The 20,471-nt window shown below is 68.4% G+C and carries 17 protein-coding genes and 1 pseudogene; 7 read left to right on the forward strand and 11 right to left on the reverse strand.

The genetic code is table 11. The features are described from left to right. Nucleotides 1-97 precede the first annotated feature (97 nt). Nucleotides 98-1,642: a hypothetical protein gene (locus FZ025_RS20385; RefSeq protein ID WP_104558710.1), complete on the reverse strand. Its 1,545-nt coding sequence runs from the start codon at nucleotides 1,640-1,642 to the stop codon at nucleotides 98-100. Nucleotides 1,643-1,826: 184 nt separating this feature from the next. After that, nucleotides 1,827-5,555, reverse strand: coding sequence for an IPT/TIG domain-containing protein (locus tag FZ025_RS20390; RefSeq protein ID WP_104558709.1), 3,729 nt, complete (start codon nucleotides 5,553-5,555; stop codon nucleotides 1,827-1,829). On the opposite strand from FZ025_RS20390, the gene FZ025_RS20395 reads away from it, so the two are divergent. Next, nucleotides 5,554-5,808, forward strand: coding sequence for a hypothetical protein (locus FZ025_RS20395; RefSeq protein WP_146093574.1), 255 nt, complete (start codon nucleotides 5,554-5,556; stop codon nucleotides 5,806-5,808). The two genes, FZ025_RS20390 and FZ025_RS20395, sit on opposite strands and share 2 nt — an antisense overlap. Before the next feature lie 17 nt (nucleotides 5,809-5,825). After that, a complete protein-coding gene (locus FZ025_RS20400) occupies nucleotides 5,826-5,978 on the forward strand; it encodes a hypothetical protein (protein WP_158185612.1) in 153 nt (50 codons plus the stop codon). 61 nt (nucleotides 5,979-6,039) lie between these two features. On the opposite strand, the gene FZ025_RS20405 is transcribed toward FZ025_RS20400, so the two are convergent. Together FZ025_RS20405 and FZ025_RS20410 are read right to left on the reverse strand one after the other, a co-directional pair. After that, a complete protein-coding gene (locus FZ025_RS20405; protein ID WP_046979609.1) occupies nucleotides 6,040-6,696 on the reverse strand; it encodes a rhomboid family intramembrane serine protease in 657 nt (218 codons plus the stop codon). A 40-nt stretch (nucleotides 6,697-6,736) separates the two neighbouring features. Next, nucleotides 6,737-7,102: an MGMT family protein gene (locus FZ025_RS20410; RefSeq protein WP_046979608.1), complete on the reverse strand. Its 366-nt coding sequence runs from the start codon at nucleotides 7,100-7,102 to the stop codon at nucleotides 6,737-6,739. A 612-nt stretch (nucleotides 7,103-7,714) separates the two neighbouring features. Here FZ025_RS20410 and xopX point away from each other — a divergent pair. Beyond that, complete coding sequence (xopX, locus tag FZ025_RS20415) at nucleotides 7,715-9,805, forward strand: XopX family type III secretion system effector (protein WP_046979607.1); 2,091 nt, start codon at nucleotides 7,715-7,717, stop codon at nucleotides 9,803-9,805. 51 nt (nucleotides 9,806-9,856) lie between these two features. On the opposite strand, the gene gorA is transcribed toward xopX, so the two are convergent. From gorA to FZ025_RS20435, 4 genes are all read right to left on the reverse strand, one after another. Continuing rightward, nucleotides 9,857-11,215, reverse strand: a complete 1,359-nt coding sequence (gene gorA, locus FZ025_RS20420) for a glutathione-disulfide reductase (RefSeq protein WP_046979606.1) — start codon at nucleotides 11,213-11,215, stop codon at nucleotides 9,857-9,859. Then, the gene (locus tag FZ025_RS20425; RefSeq protein ID WP_104558708.1) at nucleotides 11,212-12,465 is read right to left on the reverse strand and encodes an NAD(P)/FAD-dependent oxidoreductase; all 1,254 of its coding nucleotides are present in this window, start codon (nucleotides 12,463-12,465) and stop codon (nucleotides 11,212-11,214) included. The genes gorA and FZ025_RS20425 overlap by 4 nt, the downstream gene beginning before the upstream one ends. Nucleotides 12,466-12,474: 9 nt before the next feature. Next, the gene (locus tag FZ025_RS20430; RefSeq protein ID WP_167523892.1) at nucleotides 12,475-13,755 is read right to left on the reverse strand and encodes a DUF418 domain-containing protein; all 1,281 of its coding nucleotides are present in this window, start codon (nucleotides 13,753-13,755) and stop codon (nucleotides 12,475-12,477) included. 163 nt (nucleotides 13,756-13,918) lie between these two features. Further along, a complete protein-coding gene (locus FZ025_RS20435; RefSeq protein ID WP_046980943.1) occupies nucleotides 13,919-14,398 on the reverse strand; it encodes an FKBP-type peptidyl-prolyl cis-trans isomerase in 480 nt (159 codons plus the stop codon). Nucleotides 14,399-14,574: 176 nt separating this feature from the next. Here FZ025_RS20435 and FZ025_RS20440 point away from each other — a divergent pair, with 176 nt between their 5' ends. Both FZ025_RS20440 and FZ025_RS20445 read left to right on the forward strand, forming a co-directional pair. Further along, complete coding sequence (locus FZ025_RS20440) at nucleotides 14,575-15,048, forward strand: C40 family peptidase (RefSeq protein WP_104558706.1); 474 nt, start codon at nucleotides 14,575-14,577, stop codon at nucleotides 15,046-15,048. A gap of 107 nt (nucleotides 15,049-15,155) precedes the next feature. Then, nucleotides 15,156-15,968 (forward strand): C40 family peptidase, encoded by an 813-nt coding sequence (locus FZ025_RS20445; RefSeq protein WP_046980940.1) that lies wholly within the window; start codon nucleotides 15,156-15,158, stop codon nucleotides 15,966-15,968. A gap of 118 nt (nucleotides 15,969-16,086) precedes the next feature. On the opposite strand, the gene FZ025_RS20450 is transcribed toward FZ025_RS20445, so the two are convergent. The 3 genes from FZ025_RS20450 to FZ025_RS20460 all read right to left on the reverse strand — a co-directional run bounded on the left by FZ025_RS20450 (nucleotide 16,087) and on the right by FZ025_RS20460 (nucleotide 18,323). Then, nucleotides 16,087-16,566, reverse strand: coding sequence for an acyl-CoA thioesterase (locus FZ025_RS20450; RefSeq protein WP_046980939.1), 480 nt, complete (start codon nucleotides 16,564-16,566; stop codon nucleotides 16,087-16,089). Nucleotides 16,567-16,822: 256 nt separating this feature from the next. Beyond that, complete coding sequence (locus FZ025_RS20455; RefSeq protein WP_244292420.1) at nucleotides 16,823-16,975, reverse strand: hypothetical protein; 153 nt, start codon at nucleotides 16,973-16,975, stop codon at nucleotides 16,823-16,825. A 7-nt stretch (nucleotides 16,976-16,982) separates the two neighbouring features. Further along, complete coding sequence (locus FZ025_RS20460) at nucleotides 16,983-18,323, reverse strand: dicarboxylate/amino acid:cation symporter (RefSeq protein WP_046980937.1); 1,341 nt, start codon at nucleotides 18,321-18,323, stop codon at nucleotides 16,983-16,985. Between the two features lie 150 nt (nucleotides 18,324-18,473). Here FZ025_RS20460 and FZ025_RS20465 point away from each other — a divergent pair, with 150 nt between their 5' ends. Both FZ025_RS20465 and FZ025_RS20470 read left to right on the forward strand, forming a co-directional pair. Then, nucleotides 18,474-20,177, forward strand: coding sequence for an alkaline phosphatase family protein (locus tag FZ025_RS20465; RefSeq protein WP_046980936.1), 1,704 nt, complete (start codon nucleotides 18,474-18,476; stop codon nucleotides 20,175-20,177). 33 nt (nucleotides 20,178-20,210) lie between these two features. After that, a pseudogene (locus FZ025_RS20470) lies at nucleotides 20,211-20,369 on the forward strand (WG repeat-containing protein); the annotation flags it as partial. Between the last annotated feature and the right edge of the window lie 102 nt (nucleotides 20,370-20,471).

Here is a 20,471-nt window from a genome sequence, read left to right on the forward strand (position 1 = left end):
ACGGGACTTGGGCCGAAGATCAAGAGGGAGTCGGTGCTGGCTCATCGTGAACGCACGTCCATGGCTGCGTCGTGGCTAAGTCCTGATCCGCGGGCGATCAGCTGCGGAAGCCGATCGCGCTCAAGGCTTCGTAGGGAAGATCGAACGCCTGCCCACTGCGGGTCAGCAGCTTGGCGCGTGCGCCGCCTTCCAGGGCAACGGTCACTTCGACCGTTTCCACGGTCTGGTTATCGGCCAGCCGTTTCAGGCGCTCACCCAGCGCCTCGTCCCCCAACGACGCGACGACGACGGTATAGGTGGTGGTCGCCTGCAGCGTGCTGGGACCTTGCGGCAGGGTCACCGAGACTTCAGTGGTGCCTGCGGCGGTGCTGCCCGCGATGGCTGGGGTGACCACTTCGCTCGTGGCGCCGTAAGCCGGTACCAGGCGCAGCTTGATGGTATTGCCGACCGGCACATTGATGCTCTCGAACTGCACCACGACCGCCTCGGTCGTGGTCGCAGGCAGCGTGACGTCGTTGATACCGGTCGGTGCGGCAGGCACCGCTTTCCCGGCAACCGAGGAGATGCGCAGCGACGGCGAGTTGGCGATGAACACCGGGCCGACATCGCCGCGCACGTAGGCCGGCGTCGATGTCCCGGTGAAGGTGATCGACTCGCCTTCGACACGAATGCGGCCTTCGGAGCCACCGAACTCATCGCTGTAACCAGTGGAACCACAGCGCTGTCGGCGAGCATTGTTGTAATTGATGCAGCCGCCCGCAGCCGAGAGCGCGCCGTTGCCGGTGACAGTACTGGCGACCAGACGAATGGCACCGCCCGAGCCGCCAGCACCCTGCCCGCCGGCACCGGTACCGAGCAGACCGCCGCCATCACCGCCTTGTGCATCAATCTTGCCGGTGATGCGCAGCGTACCCGAAGCAGCGATAAGGATCGCCCCGCCGCCGGCGCCGCCACCACTGCCCGGATAGTTCGTACCGCCGCGGCCACCACCACCCCCAGAGCCGCCAACCAGCGGCTGCAACAAAGCCGAGCCGTAGCCGGTGGTAAACGGAACGCCTGGATTGTAGCAATTGCGTCCGTAGGTCTTTACAGCATTGCTGGCATAAGCGCCGCCCATGCCAACATACTTCCAATAGCCAGTGGCCGCAGTGCAGCCATCGGCACCCTCCACACCGCCCGGCCCGCCACCCGGCCCCAAGCCAGACCCACCTCGAATGATCGCCGCACGTTGCTGCGCATCGTCGCGGCCCCCGCGGCCCCCTGCCCAACCACCAGGGCCGGCTTCACCCGGAATGCCGTCGTCGCCTTGCGCGCCGTCACCATAGGTGCCGGTCGCCTTGGCGTCCTGGCCGGTCACGTCGATGGTGCCCGCAATCGTTACGTCGCTGCTCGCCAGCAGGTAGACGGGCGTGTTGGTCGTATTGCGCTTGAACTTCACCGTAACGCCGGCCGGGATGTTGACCGTCGTGTAGTTGAGGATGCCCGATGCCGGCAACTCGACCTCGGTGTTCACGGTGGGGTTGAGCACACCGTCGGCGCCGGTGCTGCCGCTGTTGAATGCCTGCGCGCTCGCAACGGGCAACAGGGCCAGCAGCGCGGCGACCAGGACCGGGCGCGGGACATGGCGGAAATGATGGTTCATATGGGATTCCCTGAGCGGATGTGCACGTTCACTGTGCTGTTGTCGTTCGGTCGCAGTGCGGATCGTTCCGCATAGCCGAGAGTGGCGCCGTATCGGGCTTGCCACGGTGGTCCCGTGGTGCGCGCGGCGGTAGATCGATCGCCGCGCGCCTCGCCTTTTCCGTGTGAGGACCCATTGGCCTGTCTCATTGCGCTGGCACCACGTTGAAGGTGTTGACTGGCGAAGGCGTTGCCGAGCTGCTGCCGCCCGGCACGACCAACTGCAGAACCCGGCTACCGGTTGCCGCATCGGAGTCGAGCATCAAGCTGAACTTGAGAATTTCGCTCGACGCGTCCTGCGACCAGGCAGGAGCGCCCAGCAGCCGGATACCTGCCGCCGGTGTCAACTTGACGCCAGTGACGGACAAAAGATCCTTGCCGCGCACCGTCATCTCGACCGTGTCGCCTGCGTTGAGCACGATCGGGGTGATCGAATCGATGCTGGGTAGATGACCGATGCCGAAGGCCGCAGCCAGCGGTGGCATCCATACCACCTGTCCGTCGGCGGTCACCAGGCGCAGCCGTCGCGCGCCCAGCGTCGCGTCCTGGGCGACGGTGATGCCCACGCTTAACTCGCTGCCATCGGCATTGATGCTTGGTGTATCGAACAGCAATCCATTCGCCGGCGTGGCTTGCACAGACTGCACGCCCTGCAGATTGACGCCGGACACCTGCAAGGTCCCGCTGGCGCCCTGCAACCAACCATCCACGGATTGTCCCGACGCCATTGCGCCTACCAGCACGCCCACCGCCTCACCGCCTGCCTGCGTCTCCACGGTTTCCACCGGCGGCGGCGGCTCCTCCACGCTCACGCCGACCAGTGGTGCAACCAGTGCCCCCTCGTAAGCGACGCTTTCTGCTTCGCCCACCAAGACGCCAACCAACGGCGCTGGCAGATCCGGGACGTTGCCACCGAGCTCGGCGACCACGCGGACGGTATTGTGCGCGCTGGCCGCGCCGACGGAGTCGCCCGCTGGCGTGGTCACCAGCAGCGTGCGCAGGCCGGTGGCGGCGCTGGCAGTCGCCTGCAACGACAGGGTCAATTCGGTGCCATCGGCATTCGCAGTCAACGGACGGATCACCGTTACGCCGTCGGCTGGCGACACGCGCACGTCCGATGCATTGTCCAGGTAGCGACCGCGCACGATGACCGTCTGCGCCGCACCGCCGCGTAGCAGCAGGTAAGGGCTGACCGAGTCGACTTCAGGGACCGGCTTGCTCACACGGAATGCCCCGTCGTTGACATCGGCGAACGTCATCGGACCGGTGGCGGTGCCCAGCACCAAGCGACGCAGGTTGGCCGCTGCATCCGCCGCGACCTCCACGTCGAAGACGAGTTCGGTACCCTCGGTGTTGACGGAAAGCGCCCCGAGCGTCAGACCGTCGGCCGGCACCATCGCCACCGACGTCACCGCCTGCAGGCCCTGGCCACGCACCGTCACACTCACAGCGTGTCCGACAATGGCCGCGCGCGGGCTGACCGCGGTGATGCTGGCACCGACGACCACGCCTACCGATTGCGTCGGCACCGGCGTGATCTCCTGAATCACAGGTTCGGGCTCGCCCACCGTCACACCGACCAACGGCGCCTCCCAACGATAGGTCGCCTCGAAGCCCGATACGATTCTGAGCGTGTTCGCGCTGCTGGCGGCCGGCGAACTCGTGCCCACTGCATTGCTCGCACGCAGGACTCGATCACCGAGCGCGGCATTGGCAGCCACGTGTACGCCAGCAGTCAACTCGGTGCCGTCGGCGCTGATCACCGGCATCGCATCGAGCACAAGCCCGTCGGCCGGCGACAGTTCCAGCCGCACGTTCTGTAGATTGCGGCCGCGCACGGTGGCGGACGTCGTCGAGTCGCGCAGCACCACCATGGGCGTGATCGAGTCGATCTGCGGCAGCCCTGCACCGACGTAGACTGCGGCCTGCGCCGCGTCGGCGAAGGTCAGCAGCGAACCGCTGGCATCGCGCACGACCAAACGCCGTGGTCCGGCCGCCACATCAGTCGCGATCTGCACGTCTACCTCGGCGAGGCGACCATCGGCGGCGACCTGGGCGGCAGAGACCGAGATGCCGGTTTCCGGCACGACGGTGATCTGCACGCCCGCCGCAATTGCCACCCCCGACACGCCGACCCGCTGCGTTGCGCCGGCGGCCCAGCCGGACGGAGACAGGCCGGTCAGCACACTGCCGACACCGACGCCGACTACACCGTGGACGACGCCCTCGTAGCGTTCGCCCGCCACAGGATCGCCCTCGACGAACACGCCTACCGGCAGCGCATGGCTGGTATTGATGCCGCTGAAATCCTGGGTGATGAACATCGGCACCGAGGCGTCGCCCAGCGTGGACGATTGCGTGCGCAGCGCCACCGAGCCCTGCGCCAGCGGCGTGACCGTCAAGCGCGCAACGGTCTGGCCGGCGGCAATGGTGAGCGAGGACGGGCTGACGGTCGCCTTGAGCGGATCGGAAATGCTCAGGTTGAGGGTGTGGTCGCGATTGTCGGCACGCGACAGGCGCAAAGTAACCTGGTGGGGCTTGTTGTCCGGCGGTACTGCGATAGGCGTCGGTTCGAAGCTGATTGACGGTGGCACAGGCTGCTCGACCGTCAGGTTCACGGCATTGGACGTCAGGTATTGGCCGTGCACAACACCGTCGGGAATGCGGACCTGCAGCTTGAGCGTACCCGCTTGATCCTGCTGCGGCAGCTCGGCCTTCAGCTCCGTCGCACTGACCTGACGGGTCGGAATGCTGGCGGCGTTGACCAATACTTCCGACTCCGCGACGAAATTCCGGCCGGTCACGGTGAGTTCGCTGACACCGCTGCCGGCAAACACCTTGTCCGGAGCAACGGCCGTGACCACAGGCGTCGGCTGCGCCACGTCGAAGGCCGCAGGAAGCGTCAGCTCGCCGGCATCCACCGTCATGCGCAACGTTGCGGCGCCAAGCCGAGCATCCGCTGCGACCTTGGCCTGCAGGCTCGCGCGGGTAGAGCTGGAGGTGCCGATCGGGGTCAACACGACACCGCTGTTGTCGGTGCCGACCATGCTCAGGCCTTCCAGGCGCGTACCGTCGACCGACAGCGAAACGGTCTGCCCGCGCTCCACGGTCCTGGGCGTCACCGTTGCGATCGCAGGTGAGCGCCCAACAGACACAGTGCCGGACTGCACCAAGTATGGAATCCCGCGCAGCCCCCAGCTGACGTTGTCGACGATGTCGCCCGCCGGCACCGCGATTGCGTTCAACGTATTGCCTTCGGCATGGTTGCCGACGCCACTCGGAGAGGCCGCCAGGTCGATGCTGATCGCTGCACCCTGTGCAGAACGAACCTCCACGTAGTTGAAAACCGGCGCAGCACCCAGCACGGCCAGACCTTGGCCATGCTCGAAACGCACATGGTCCAGCCTGGTGTCGGCACTGGTGCCGGCGGTGAAGGTCCAGGGACCGTAGTCGCCGGGCGCGGCGGCGGCGCCATTCCGGCTCTTGGCCGAGCGCACCCGGATCGGCGCGTCCAGCGTGCCATTGGCGTGAATGCCGCCGCGCTCGATGCTTACGCGCGCCCCCGCCTGCATGAAGACCTCGGTACCGGCGTCGATGGTCAGCAAGGCGCCTTCCTGCAGCAGCAGATGGCCGGACACCACATACGGACCCGCATCGCGTGTCCAATGCGCATCGGACTTTAGGGCACCGGTTACGGCTGTGTCAGCGAACGCTTGTGCATGGATGCCGGACAGGCAGGCAAACAGCAAAAGGGATAGGCAGGCCCTGCCCCAATGCCGCGCACGCGAAGCGAGATTCGCGGCAATGCTCGCGAAGGCGTTGGTTTTCGCTTCGGATGCGCAGGCACACCCTGCCGGCTCGTGAGAGAGCAACATGTCAGGCTTGGAGAGCTTGCGCTTAGCGGCTGGATATGGCGATGCGCGCAACTACGCGCCCGCACAACCCGGCCTGGTACAGGTGCGGCAGATACTGCTGATCCGATTCAATCCGCTGCGTCAGGCAAACGCCATGACCAGCCAAGACGCGTTGCGCGCCCTTCCCCTGAAAATCCATCCCATTGCCCCCTGGCAAATTCCGTTTTACTTCCGTATCGCCACGTCGCCGCGGCGAATCCTGCCTACAGGATAAACAAAAAAATTGCTGCAGTGCAACTGCCGACGACCAACGCATGGTCGACCTCGCCGGTCGCTGCCGGCGGGTTGTTCCATTCCGACCGCGGCAGCCAATACGCCAGCGACAACTTCCCCGCCACGCCGATCCGCCAGGTGCGACACGATCGGCTGATCCGCCCGCGCTGAGCGCGCGGCTCTCGCGATGGCGTGGGTGAAGCCGGCCGCGACCGTCCTCCCCCGCCAATCCTCAGCGCACGATCCGCGGCCGCGGCGGCTTGCGCTTGCCGAACGGCGGCTGTCCGCGCCAGTAGCGGATCAGCAGCCAGCCGAACAGCATGCCGCCCAGGTGCGCGAAATGCGCCACGCCCGGCTGCCAACCGGTGAAGCCCATGATCAGCTCCAGCGCGCCGAACACGATCACGAAGGTGCGCGCCTTCATCGGAATCGGCGGGAACAGCAGCATCACCCGCTGGTTCGGGAACAGCATGCCGAACGCCAGCAGCAGGCCGAAGATGCCGCCGGAGGCGCCCAGGGTCGGATACGGATCGCCGCCGTTGCTCACCATCCACCAGCCCACCAGCAGCTGGCACAGGCCGGCGCCGGCCACGCACACCAGGTAATAGGTCAGGAAGCGCTTGTTGCCCCAGGTCTGCTCCAGCGGCCCGCCGAACATGTACAGCGCCAGCATGTTGAACAACAGGTGCGAGAAGCCGCCATGCAGGAAGCCATAGGTCAGCAGCTGCCAGATCTGGAAGTTCTGCCCCGGCGAAAACGCGTCGAAGTCGCTGATCGGCCACAGCATGAAGGGTGCGAACGTGTCGTCGCCCAGCAACAGCTGCAGCAGGAACACCACTACATTGCCGATCAGCAGGGCTTGGGTAACGGGCGGAAGTCTGGGGAACATGGTCGTGTCCGTGGCAACTGCCGACCATCATAGCCGCTCGCTATTGCGGCCCCCATAACGCCGCGTCGAGGTCGCGCGCCGGCGTTGGGGCGCGCTTCACCCGTCCGCCCTGCACCGCCACGCCTTCGCCGCGCAGCCGCTGGCACTGTTCGCGGAAGCCGTGCGAGCCGTCCGGGAAGGCGATGCGCCCGTCGCTGCGCAGCACCCGGTGCCAGGGCAGCGTCGGATCGGTGTTGCCGCCGAGCACGCGCGCGACCAGGCGCGCACGGCCAGGCAGTCCGGCCAGCATCGCCACCTCGCCGTAGCCGCGCACCTGGCCGGACGGAATCGCGCGGATCGCCGCCAGGATGCGGGCCTGGGCCGCCGCCGATGCCTCGGCGGCGGGCACGGCGCGGCGCCCGCTCATGCCCGGCCGACCTGCAGGCCGTGGCCGAAGGCGAGCAGCACGCCGCCCAGGTCGGCAGGCGCGGTCGCCAGCGCAACGGGAGTCGAGCGCCCCGGCGCGTTCATCGCGGACCGGCGCCGCGGCGGGAACGGACATCGTGCATGCCGCTCATTCTACGGCCGCACTGCCCTGCCCAGTGCTGCGGGCGCTGCGCGGGGACCGCGTCGGCGGTCGCACGCATCGCAATCGCACAGGGATTGGCACAACTGCGACAACCGCACGAACCCGGATCGGCCGCGGATCCAGTACGGCGCCATCGGCTCGCGTAACACGTGCGGCCGCGCATACCGGCAGCTGCGTCCCTGCCCACTTCCTGTAACGCACCATGATTTCGCTCCGACGGGCCTTGACACCGGAATCGTCTTTTAGATTTGCCCAATGGCGTGCCGTCCATCGCCCAGCAGACACACGCCATCGTTGCTCATGCACGGTGCAGGCAAGGGACGGCGGACATCGCGTCATGCCGAGCGCCGGCATCGCCGCGGACACAGCGCCGCTTCACGCGAGATGAAGGACTCGCCTGTGGCTTCACAGCCCCGCCCCGCCAGGTTCACTGCAGAGGACCCGATTCACATGCAAGCAAAATCCGCTACCGCATCGAAAAGCGTCGCGCTACACGCGGCTTCCGCCGAAGCAGCACCCGCATCGACGCATGAAACGACTGCGCCGCCGTCAGCCGATTCGTCCCCGCCCAGCCCCTTGCTGGAGCGGGCGCCACGCCGTAGCAGCGATGCCGACACACCGGCAATCGTGCCGGCGCAGCATGCGCAAACGCCTGCGCACGCAGAACCTGCAGCGACCGGCGACAGCGCCACCGCCTCGCCCCTGCCGCATGTGCGCAGGGCGCTGTCGCATACGCTCAACCAGGTCGCCTCGGCATTGCACAGCGGCTCCTCCAACATCGCATGGGCGGCCAAAGAGTTATGGACGCTGAGCGACCTGCGCACCATGCTGCAGCTGCAGGCGCATGATCCGGCATTCCTGGCGATTCTGCGCGGAACCGATCCAGAGCAGCCATCCACCCACACCTTGGCCTCGTGCCGCGAGCAATTGCTTCAGCTGCGCAATCTATGCGCAACGGCGCAGGATCTGCAGCCGCATTTCCGTCACGCGATTCTGAGCGACATCGAAGCGGTGGAACAGGCGATCGCCCCGCTCGCGCATGGCACCCCGGCAACGGGACGGGCGCTGAAGGCATTGGCCAACCTGGTCAACGCCTGGCCGCTGTTGGTCCCCAGTCCGCTGCTCGCCAATCAGGCCAAGACCTTTGCCTATTCGATCGCCGGCGCCACCAAGGGCGTGCTCAGTCTCTCGATGTCGGCATTGCGTTCGACCGCGGACGGCCTGCCCTTCCCGCTGACCGGAGGCGAACTGGGCAGGGAGGCCAATGAAATGCATTTTTATGCGGCGCTGCTCAACGGGATCTTTCTTGCCACCGAGTTGCCGAAGAAATACGGCTCCGAATCGGTGAAACACCAGGCCGAGAAGATCGAAAACAGCACGTACTTCCGTTCGACAGCCGCCGTCGCGGCCGCTGCCGTGCTGCTGACCCCATTCGTGTGGAGCAATGTCAAACAGATCGCAGGCCGCATCCGCGACCATGCGCTGCGCGCAGGTGCCGCCGGCGCGGAGCTGGTCGGTCTGAACAGCAGAGCAGAGCAGTTGCGCTACCGACTCAGCCCCGCCGAGGTCAGTGACGAACTGCGTACGCGATTGAACGATATCTGGCTCCAACTGGAGAACGGACGAGTGGCGTTCGAACAGAGCCGCCGGGAGTTCACCGAACCCGGCGGCGGGCGCGAACTCACCCGGACACTCAACTCCCAGTGCACCCACTTGCTGGAAACCTTGCACGCGTGCACCACGCGCTTCAGCAGCGCGCTGGGGCTGGATCACGCAGAGGCCGGCATAACCCAACGCGTCAACAAAAATTCCGATTTCTCTTCCAAACTGGCGTTGACCATCCTGGGGGCGGCCGTCACCGGATCCACCGTCTTTTTAATCCAGCCCGACAAGATCGGCACCGCCGACCTGGTTGCCGATTCGTTGGTGGTGACGTCGGTGATGGCGCAATCGGCCTGGAACAAACAGGCAACCCGGCAAGATGCGATGGAACGCTTCAAGGCCATGAGCGCCGTCAGCATGGTGATGGCGCTGGCGCTGGGCGCGGACAAGCTCTCCAAGGCGTTCACGCCCAAGGGCCTGATCGAATCGTCCCCGACAGCGCCCTACTACGCAGGTCTCATCATGACCATCATGTCGATGACGATGCCCGGCCCGATGGCGCGCGGCGCCGAGTTGGCGATGAACTGGGGCGGCGCAAAGATCATAGGCCTGTTCAAAGGACCAGACGGTGCCACGCTGGCCACACGCGTACCGGCCTCTCCAGAAGAGCTGCATGAAAACGCCGCCGGACTGCAGGACTACATTGCGCGCCTGAGTCCCGAGCAGCAACGCGAGTACGAGCTCATGGCAGGGAGCAGCATTCAGCAGGCCATAGAGAATGCCGGCGCGCTGCAGCTGGCCCCGATGGCCACGGCTCAAGCGTCAGGCGTGACGATCACCGAGATCACCGAAGAAGAAGCGACTCCGCCCGCGCAGGACGCAAGTGCCGAACAGCTGACCACGCACAGCCCGACGCATGACGCATCCCTGCACAGCTGAAGCCGACGCAACGACCGGCATGCGCTCGTTCGGTCCCGCGGCAGGCGGCGCTCAGCGCATCAGTACCACTTCCTCGGCCGAGGTCGGGTGGATCGCCACCGTGTCCTCCAGCTGGCGCTTGGTCGCGCCCAGCTTCAGCGCTACCGCGAAGCCCTGCAGGATCTCGTCGGCGCCATCGCCGAGCAGGTGGAAGCCGACCACCCGTTCGTCTTCGCCGACGCAGACCAGCTTGAACAGGCTGCGCTGCGGCGAGGCGGCCAGCGCATGCAGCATCGGCCGGAAATTGCTGCGGTACACCGTCACCGCCTCGCCGTAGCGCGCCCGCGCCTGCTCCTCGCCCAGGCCGACCTGGCCCAGCGGCGGATGCGAGAACACCACGCTGGGCACGTTGTCGTAGTCCAGCCGCGCCTGCGGCTGGTCGCCGAACAGGCGATCCATCAGCTTGCGCCCGGCGGCGATCGCCACCGGGGTCAGGCCGATCTTGCCGGCCACGTCGCCGATCGCGTACAGCCCGGGCACGTCGGTGTTCTGGTAGTCGTCGACCAGCACTTCGCGCTTCTCGCCCAGCCGCACACCCAGGGCTTCCAGGCCGATGTCGCGGCTGTTGGGGCGGCGCCCGATCGCGAAGAACGCCTGCTCGAACGCTTCGCTCGGCGCCGCGTCCGCGTCGTACAGCCGCAGGCCGTCGTCGCCGCGGCGCAAGGCGCTGGTGCGATAGCCGAAATGCAGGCGCACGCCCTGGTGGCGCAGGTTCTCGCCGAGCTGCCGGGCCAGTTCCGCATCGAAGCGCTGCAGCAGGCGCGCGCCCTGCACGAACACGTCGACGCGGCTGCCCAGCGCCTGCAGCAGGCCGGCCAGCTCCACCGCGATATAACCGCCGCCGACGATCGCCACCCGCGCCGGCGCCTCGCGCAGGGTGAAGAAATCGTCCGACACCAGGCCCAGCTCGGCGCCCTCGATCGGCGGCCGCAGCGCATGCGCGCCGGTGGCGATCACCACGTGCGCGGCGCTGACGCGGACGCCGTCGCCGCATTCGACCGTATGCGCATCCAGCAGGCGGCCGCGCTGCGGAATCAGCACCACGCCGTTGGCGTCCAGGCGCCGCCGATAGCTGCCATGGATGTTGCCGATATAGCCCTGGCGATGGACCACCAGTTCCGGCCACGACAGCGTGGCGCTGGGAATCGAGAAGCCGATGGCCCGCGCCAGGTCGATGCGCCCGACCAGATCGGCGGCCAGCCACATCGCCTTCTTCGGCACGCAGCCGACGTTGACGCAGGTACCGCCGAGCTCGTTCGGCTCCAGGATCGCCACGCGCGCGCCGAGGCCGGCGGCGCGGAACGCGGTGGCCAGGCCGCCGGAACCGCCGCCGAGCACCAGCAGGTCGTAGTCGTAGACGGCATCGCTCACTGGAAACGCTCCACGCGGTAGGGCGTGGGGTCGATCGCGGGCGACTGCCCGCATATCAGGTCAGCCATCAATTGTCCTGTCGCGCTGCTCATGCTGATGCCGAGCATGCCATGGCCGGCCGCCAGCCAGACGTGAGGATGCCGCGGCGAACGCCCGAGCACCGGCAGGTCGTCCCAGGTCATCGGCCGCCAGCCGTACCAGCGCTCGCGCAGCTGCGGGCCTTCCGGCTCGTGCAGGTACCGCCGCGCCGCGCGCTGCAAGGCGGCCAGGCGCACTTCGTTCAAGCGTGTGTCGTGGCCGGAGAATTCCATCGTGCTGCCGAGGCGGAAGCCGCTGCCCCAGGTGGTGACGCAGACCTGCGGATCCTTCAGCACCACCGGTCGCGTCGGCGCCAGCGTCGGCCGCGTGTAGGTGATCGAATAGCCCTTGCCGGCCTGGATCGGCAGGCGCAGTCCCAGCGTCGCGGCCAGTGCCGGCGACCATGGCCCGGCCGCCAGCACCAGTTCGCGTGCGCGCCGCGGGCCGTGCGCGGTGTCCACGCGCACGCCATCGGCGTCCGGTTGCAGCGCCTGCACCCGGCAGTGTTCCTCGATCGTGCCTCCGCGCTCGCGCAGCGCGCGCGCCAGTTCGGCGGTGTAGCGGTCCGGGCGCAGGTGCGCATCGCCGGGAAAATGCACCGCGCCGACCACCACGTCGCGGAATGCCGGCTGCTGGCGCAGGTAGTCGGCGCCGTCGATCACCCGGGTGCGGATGCCGAGCCGTTCCAGCGCCACGCATTCCTCTGCGTAGTGCTCGAAGTTGCGCCGGTCGCCGAACACGTAGTCCAGCCCGTCCGCGCCGAATTCGCAGTCCAGCCCATAGCGTTCGATCCAGCCGACCAGGCGCGTGCGCGCATCGTCGAGCAGCGCCGCGCGCGCCTGTGCGCTGGCCAGCCAGTCGTGCGCATTGCAGCGCGCGCGAAAGTTCAACAGCCACTGCCATAGCGCCGGATCCAGGCGCGGGCGGATGTACAGCGGCGCATCCGGGCGCAGCATCCAGCGCAATGCGCGCCACGGCACGCCGGGCGCGGCCAGCGGCGGTGCGTGGCTGGGGGTGATGGTGCCGCAGTTGCCGTGCGAGGTGGCGCCGCCGACCGCGCCTGCGTCCAGTATCCGCACCTGGCGGCCGGCCTCCAGCAGCGCCAGGCCGGTGGCCAGCCCGATCGCGCCGGCGCCGACGATCAGCACATCGTCTTGCGGGGGAGTGTGCACCGCGCCGGTTCAGCAGGATGCGTCGCGACGGCGCAGCGGCTGCCAGCGCAGGTAGCTCGCGCAGCGCCACAGCCATTCCGCCGGACCGAAGCGGAAATGCCGCAGCCACAGCTGCGACAGCGCCACCTGCAGCGCGAACAGCGCGAACGCGAACGGGATCTGCCAGGCCCGCGGCAGGCGTTCGAAATAGCCCAGGCCATAGCCGTAGAACAGCGTGGTACACAGCAGCGACTGCAGCAGGTAGTTGCTCAGCGCCATGCGCCCGGCCGGCGCCAGCCAGCGCAGCGCGTGCACCCAGCGCAACAGCCAGGCCGCGTAGCCCAGCGCCATCATGCCGTTGGCCAGTGTGGACAAGGCGAACGCGCTGGCCAGGCGCAGGTCCAGGCGCGCCGGATCCATCCACGGCTCCAGCCGGAAGCTCAGCAGCATCAGCGCCAGGCCCAGCGGCAGCACGCCCCAGCGCAGCGCCGCCAGCAGCCGCGGTCGCCGCTGCGGCTGCAGCGCCAGGCCGCTGCGCACGCACCACGCGCCGAGCAGGAACATGCCGAAGATGGTCGGCGCATTGAACACCAGCAGGCCCAGCGTATCGACCAGCTCGCGCAGGCGCTGCGCGGTGGCCTCGAGGTAGCTGCCATGGCCGAACACCCGGCGCTGCTGCGCCAGCGCCGCCGCCGCGCGTTGCGCCTGCTCCGCCATGTCCTGCCGCCACTGCACGGCCGCGTGCGGATCGGCCTGCGCCGCCGAGCCGATCGCGCCGGTCAGCAGCGACAGCAGCGGCGAGCACAGGTAGACCGCCAGCGCCATCCACGGCAGCCAGCGCGTCGGCGCCTCGCGGAAGGCCGGCAGCAGGAACGCCAGCAGCGCATAGCTGACCAGGATGTCGCCGGACCACAGCAACAGCGCATGCAGCGCGCCGATCAGCAGCAGCACCGCGCTGCGGCGCACGAAGAAACCGCCGAACGCGCGCCGCGCCGCCTCGGCGCGCTGCGCCATCACCGCAAAGCCCATGCCGAACAGCAACGCGAACAAGGTATAGAACTTGCCCTGCACCAGCAGGTAGACCGCCGCATCGGCAATGCGGTCGGCACCGCGCAACAGCGGATCCAGCCCGGTCGTCGCCGTATCCAGCGGACCGACGAAAGCCTCGATATTCATCAGCAGGATGCCGAGCAGCGCGAAACCGCGCAGCACGTCCAGGGCGACGATGCGTTCTGCGGGCGCGACGGGCTGCAGCACGGGAGCGGAGGAAGCCAAGGCGTGGCACCGGGCGAAAGACCGGCGATTATCCATCGCCGCGGCGCGCATGCGCCAAGGCGCATCGCGAAGGACACATAGGGACGAACGGCGAGCGCCGCAGCGCCGCTCGGCGAAGCCGATCAGGCAGCGGCGGCGGCGCAGCGCGCACCCGCACGGCGGAGACGGATCCCGCGAGCCGGACCCGCGCCGCGCTCGATCAATGCTGGTGACCACCTTCGCCGTGCACGTGGCCGTGCTCGATTTCTTCCGGCCTGGCTTCGCGCACCTCGAGGATCTCCACGTCGAAATGCAGGTCCTTGCCCGCCATCGGGTGGTTCAGATCGACATCGACCACGCTCATGCCGACCTTCTGCACGGTCACCGCGCGTGGGCCGAAATTGGTCTGCAGCACCACCTGGCTGCCCGGCTGCAGCTTGGTCGCGCCGAAATGCTTCTTCGGCACGCGCTGGGTCAGGCCTTCGCGGTAGTCGCCGTAGGCGTCCTTGGCAACCACGTCCACGCCGAAGCTGGCGCCGGCTTGCTGGTCCAGCATCGCGGTCTCCAGGCCCGGGATGATGTTGCCGTGGCCGATCAGGATCACCAGCGGATCGCGGTCCTTGGACGTCTCGATCGGCGCCTGGCCGGCTTCGGAAACGGTGTAGTGGAAACGGACGACGCGGTCTTTTTCGATCTTCATGTGCAACTCTGCGCTATGGCTGCCGATGGCAGACGGTGTGGACGGCTTGTCGGCCGCCGGGTGCGCCGCCATGATGGCGGCCATCTGAGGTCGCGCATTATCCAGGCTCCATGCACAACACGCCAGTTTCAGCGTCCACGCGGCGCCGTCTTGCATGCGCGGCGGCGCTGCTCTGCATGACCGTGCTGGCCGCCTGCGGGCGCCAGGAAGTGCGCCCGTCGCGTCCACCGGTGGCGGTGCGCAGCTGGCCGCAGGTGGCGCCGGCCGATCCGGCCGCGGCCAACGCCGTGCTGATGCGCGCGCTGGGCCTGGTCGGCACGCCCTACCGCTATGGCGGCAACACCCCCGAATCCGGCTTCGACTGCAGCGGCCTGGTCGCCTACGTCTACCGCGACATGCTCGATCTGCAGCTGCCGCGCACCTCGCGCGAACTGGCCGCGGTGCAGGGCCCGCGGATCGATCCGCAGCGTCTGAGCACCGGCGATCTGGTGTTCTTCGGCAGCGGCGGCGCGGTCAGCCATGTCGGCATCTATGTCGGCGAAGGCCGCTTCGTGCACGCCCCCAGCACCGGCGGAACGGTCCGCCTGGACTATCTGGACGGGACTTATTGGCGCGACCACTACACCGGCGCCAAGCGGGTTTTGCACTGAAGTGTGGTTTTGCTCACATTCATAATTACGAAATATTAACGTTATTTGAACTTCCTTTTGCTGTCTACAGGGCATGATCCCCCATCGTTTGATTTTGTGATCGAAGCGTGACGACCGAAGCCAAGACCTCTCCAGGCAAGACCACCGTCCCCCGCCGGGCCGCCTTCCGCCTCATTTGCACCGCCTCGCTCTGCCTCTCGGCCGTTCCGGCCCTGGCCCAGTCGGCTCCGGCCGACAGCGTGATTCCCGAGGCGATCGCCACCGTCGCACCGGCCCAGGTGACCGCCGCCGGCACCACTCCCAGCACTACGCAGCCCGCGACCGCCAAGCCGGCCGCCGCACAGACGCCGGCCACGGCCCGCAGCAAGGCCGACGCCGCCGCCACCGCCACCCTGGCCGCGCTGCTGCCGCATCTGGCGGCCAACGACACCATCCCGCTGATGGACCGCTCGGCGATGTTCGCCGGCGACATCAGCCGCCTGCTGGCCAACTACGACGTGTCTCAGGCTCCGCTGCGCGAAGGCGTGGTCCCGGGCGGCGACAAGGTGCAATCGGTGCTCAAGCGCGCCATGGCGCTGCTCGGCACGCCCTACCGCTGGGGCGGCGAGGACACCGAAGGCTTCGATTGCAGCGGCCTGGTCGGCTACGTGTTCCGTACCGCGCTGGGCATCGAGCTGCCGCGCGTGTCGCGCGAGATGGCGCACGAGGCCAATGCCGAGCTGATCAAGGACCGCGACGCGCTGGCGCCGGGCGACCTGGTGTTCTTCGGCCGCAAGGGCCGCGTCGACCATGTCGGCCTGTACGTCGGCGAAGGCCGCTTCCTGCACGCGCCGAGCCGCGGCAAGGACGTGCGCGTGGATACGCTGACCAGCGGCTACTGGGGCGAGAAGTTCGTGCAGGCGCGGCGCGTGGCGATGTAAGCCACGCGCAATGCCGGCAAACGCAAGGCCGCTGGGGACAGCGGCCTTGCGTTGCCGCAGGCCGCCGGCGCGCTGCGGACGGTCGCAGGCCGGCCCGGGACCCGCGGCCGCGCCAGGCTCAGGCCTGGTAGTGGGAGATGGTGTGCTCGATGCCCTTGCTCAGCTCCATCACCTTCAGTGCGTACTCGGACAGGCGCTGGTCCTCCGGGGTGTCCGGCTGCCACGACGGCACCGGCGTCGGCTTGCCTTCCTCCTTGTCCAGGGCCACGAATACGATGATGCAATGGGTGCACAGCCGCGAGTCGCCGCCCATCGGGTCGCGCGCGCGCACGTCGATCGCGAAATGCATGCTGGTGCTGCCGGTATAGACCAGTTTGGCAGTGACCGTGACCATGTCGCTGATCCGGATCGGCGAGACGAAGCGGATCCCGCCGACCGCCACGGTCACGCTGTAGCGCCCGCTCCAGCCCACCGCCGCGGCATAGCCGACCTGATCGATCCACTTCATCACCACCCCGCCGTGGACCTTGCCGCCGTAGTTGACGTCGATCGGCTCGGCCAGGAAGCGGAAGGTCAGTTCACGTTGCGTGCCGCTCATCGGGACTCCAGGGAAGGGGGGAAGACGCTCAAGTCTGCCACGTACCGATGCCACGGATGCCCGAGGCGATGCAACGCTGCAACGCGCGAATGTGCGGTTCAGGGCCGGCGACGCCGCCGCGCGGGAACGGCGAACACCAGGCGCCCTCGCCTCGCCGGGCGGCGCCCGCATTCCGATCCCGCTTGCGGATGCACAGTCACGGCACAGCCACGGGAAGAACGGCTGCGGCCGGCGCAGCGCGCGCAGCTGCGCGTCGCTAGCAGACGCGGCCTGCCTGCTGCCTGACCGCAAGGTACTGGCGCTCGAACGGAACGGCGGCGGGCGCCCGCTGCACCAGCACGCCGTCGATCGGTGCCAGCCCGGGAAGCAGTTGCAGCTGTTCGCGCAAGCGCGTCGCGGGCGTGCTCACCGGGGAATCAACGCGCCTGGCCGGCACCATCGGCCGGCAGATCTTCCAGACCGAGGTTGCTCGACGCCGCCGCGTACACGCTGCGGTCGAGCAGGCCGGTCTCCTGGGCCACGAGCACCGGCACCAGCATCTGCCCGGTGACGTTGGTCATCGTGCGCATCATGTCCAGGATGCGGTCGATCGCGTACAGGTAACCGATCACTTCCAGCGGCAGGTTGGCCGCGCTCAGCACCACCGTGGCCATCACCACCGCGGTGCCGGGCACGCCGGCGGTGCCGAAGCTGCCCAGCACCGAGGCGATCAGCACCACGAAATACTGGTTGCCGGTCAGCGGCACGCCGGTGTACTGGGCGATGAACACCGCGCACAGCGCCGGGAAGATCGCACCGCACCCGTCCATCTTGATGCTGGCGCCCAGCGGCACCGCGAACGCGGCGTAGTCCTTGTTGACGCCGAGGTTGTGGGTGATCGAGCGCATCGCCGCCGGCATCGCAGCGAAGCTGGAGGAACTGACGAACGCCACCTGCATGCCCGGCGCGGCGCCGCGGAAGAACTTCCACGGGTTCAGCCCGTGCGCCAGCAGCAGGCCGCTGTACACCACCAGGATGTGGATCGCGCAGGCCAGGTACAGCGCCAGCACGAAGTTGCCGAACGGCAGCAGCTTCTCGAAGCCGTAGCTGCCGACCAGCGAGGCGATCAGGCCGAAGGTGCCGAGCGGGGTCATCTCCAGCACGAAGCGGGTGACCTGGATCATGATGTCGCTCATCTGCGCGGTGAGCTGGCGCGCCTGCGCCACGCGCTCGCCGAGCCTGACCATCGCAAAGCCGAGCAGGCCTGCGAAGAAGATCACCGGCAGGATCGAACCACGCCCGGCCGCCAGCACCGTCTCGCCGGCCGTGTTGGTGCGGGTGCCGATGCCGGTCAGCGCGTAGAACGGATTGGATGGCACCACGTCCAGCAGCACCTGGATCGGGCTGGGCACGTCGCGCGGCTTCCAGGCGCTGTCCACGCTCAGCCCGAAGTGGCCGGCGCCCGGCTGCAGCAGCGTGCCCACGCCCAGGCCGACGCCGACCGCCAGCGCGGCGGTGAGCACGAACCACAGGAAGGTGCGCCCGCCCAGCCTGGCCACCGATTGCTGGCCGTGCAGCGAGGAGATCGCGTTGATCACCGCGAAGAACACCAGCGGCACCGCGATCATCTTGATCAGGGTCACGTACAGGTCGCCCAGCGGCCCGAACCAGGTGTCCGCCGCCGGCCCGAGCGCCCAGCCGGCCAGCGCACCGAGCACGAAGCCGGCCACCACCCGCTGCCAGAACGGAATGCGCAACCAGGCGCTCACCAATGTCATCGCTGCTATCCAGAAAATCTCGGGGTCCTGCACCATAGCGCAAGCCGGCGCGGGCGACGACGCCATGGCTGGAAAGGCGCGATGTCATCGGCGTGCCTTGTCGCAGCCGGCATAATGCGCGGGACATCGTGCCCAGGGGCCGTTCCTCGCATGCGCTACCTCGTTCCCGCCTTCGCTGCCGCCTCCACCCTGCTGCTGGCGGCCTGCGCCAGCGCCCCGCGCGCGCCTTCCAGCGCCGCCATTGCGCCCATCGCCGTGCCCGCCGTGGCCCATCCCGGCGGCGAGACGCCCGACTGGTGGTACCGCAGCGGCGCGGCCAAGGCGGCCAACAACGGCGCGATGCGCGGCAAGGCCAAGAACGTGATCCTGTTCCTCGGCGACGGCATGAGCCTGACCACGGTCGCCGCCGCGCGCATCCTCGACGGCCAGCGCAAGGGCGCCTCCGGCGAGGAGAACCAGCTGTCGTGGGAAGCGTTCCCGGCCACCGCGCTGAGCAAGACCTACAACACCGACTCGCAGACGCCGGACTCGGCCGGCACCATGACCGCGATCACCACCGGCGTGAAGACCCACATGGGCGCGATCGGCGTGGCCGCCGGCAAGCGCGAGGCCTGCGCCGACAGCCTCGGCAAGCAGTTGCTGACCTGGCTGGAACTGGCCGACAGCGCCGGCCTCAACACCGGCATCGTCACCACCACCCGGCTGACCCACGCCACTCCCGCCGCGACCTACGCGCACACCCCCGAACGCAACTGGGAAAGCGACACCGACCTGCCCGCGAAGGCGCTGGCCGAAGGCTGCCGCGACATCGCCCAGCAGATGGTCAGCGCGCGCTTCGGCCGCGGCCCGCAGGTGATGCTGGCCGGCGGCCGCAGCCAGTTCACCACGGTCGAGCAGCGCGACCCGGAATACGACGACAAGGTCGGCCTGCGCCTGGACGGCCGCGACCTGGTCGGCGAATGGCGCCAGCGCCATCCGCAGGGCGCCTATGTCTGGAACCGCGGGCAGCTGGAAGCGGCGCAGAACGCCCCGGCGCTGCTCGGCCTGTTCGAGCCGGACCACATGCAGTTCGACCACGACCGCGACCAGGGCGCGGCCGGCGACCCGAGCCTGGCCGAGATGACCCGCGCCGCGATCCGCACCCTGTCGCGTGGCAAGGACGGCTACGTGCTGATGGTCGAGGGCGGCCGCATCGACCACGCCCACCACGCCGGCAACGCCTACCGCGCGCTGGACGAGACCATCGCCCTGTCGCAGGCGGTGCAGGCCGCGGCGGAGGCGACCTCGGCCGAGGACACGCTGATCATCGTCACCGCTGACCATTCGCACACGCTGAACTTCGTCGGCTACCCGCAGCGCGGCAACCCGATCCTGGGCAAGGTGCGCGGCACCAGCGGCGAAGACGCCAACACCGGCGAGCTGGCGCTGGACGGCAACGGCCAGCCGTACGCCACGCTCAGCTATGCCAACGGCCCCGGCTACACCGGCGCCAGCAACCAGCAGCCGGCCGGGATCAAGCAGTTCCCGCACGCGCCGAGCAGCGTCGAGCCGGTCAAGGGCCGCCCCGACCTGACCCATGTCGACACCGAGCAGCCGGACTTCATGCAGGAAGCGCTGGTGCCGACCAAGGCCGAGACCCATGGCGGCGACGACGTCGGCATCTGGGCACGCGGCCCCGGCAGCGATGCGTTGCGCGGCAGCCTGGAAGAGAACGTGATCTACCACGTGATCGTGCAGGCCACGCCGAAGCTGCGCGGGCGCCTGTGCCAGGCCGGCACCTGCAATGGCGACGGCGTGCCGGTGCAGTTGCCGAAGCCGGACGCGTTCGTGGCCAACGCCGCCAGCGCCAAGTGACTGCGGCGCGGCGCAGCTCTTTGGCGCCATGGCCGCGTCGGTTTCCACGATCTGCAGCTACGCGAAGTGATCGCGCCGGTGCACGACTTCGCCTGGCCGTTCGAGCGCGGCGTGGCCCGGGTCTGCGACGGCGGCCGGCGCGGCACGCCCGATGGCGACGGGCACACGCCGATGCAAGGCGGACGCTGGTAGGCCATCGAGCGCAACAACCGCGAAGTTCCAGAACCGCAGCGCTGAGCGCGGGCACCGCGGAGTGCGGCAGCGTCGGCCTGCCAACAAAACAGTAGGCAGACC

Origin of the sequence: Xanthomonas hyacinthi (assembly GCF_009769165.1) — a bacterium.
GTDB lineage: Bacteria > Pseudomonadota > Gammaproteobacteria > Xanthomonadales > Xanthomonadaceae > Xanthomonas_A > Xanthomonas_A hyacinthi.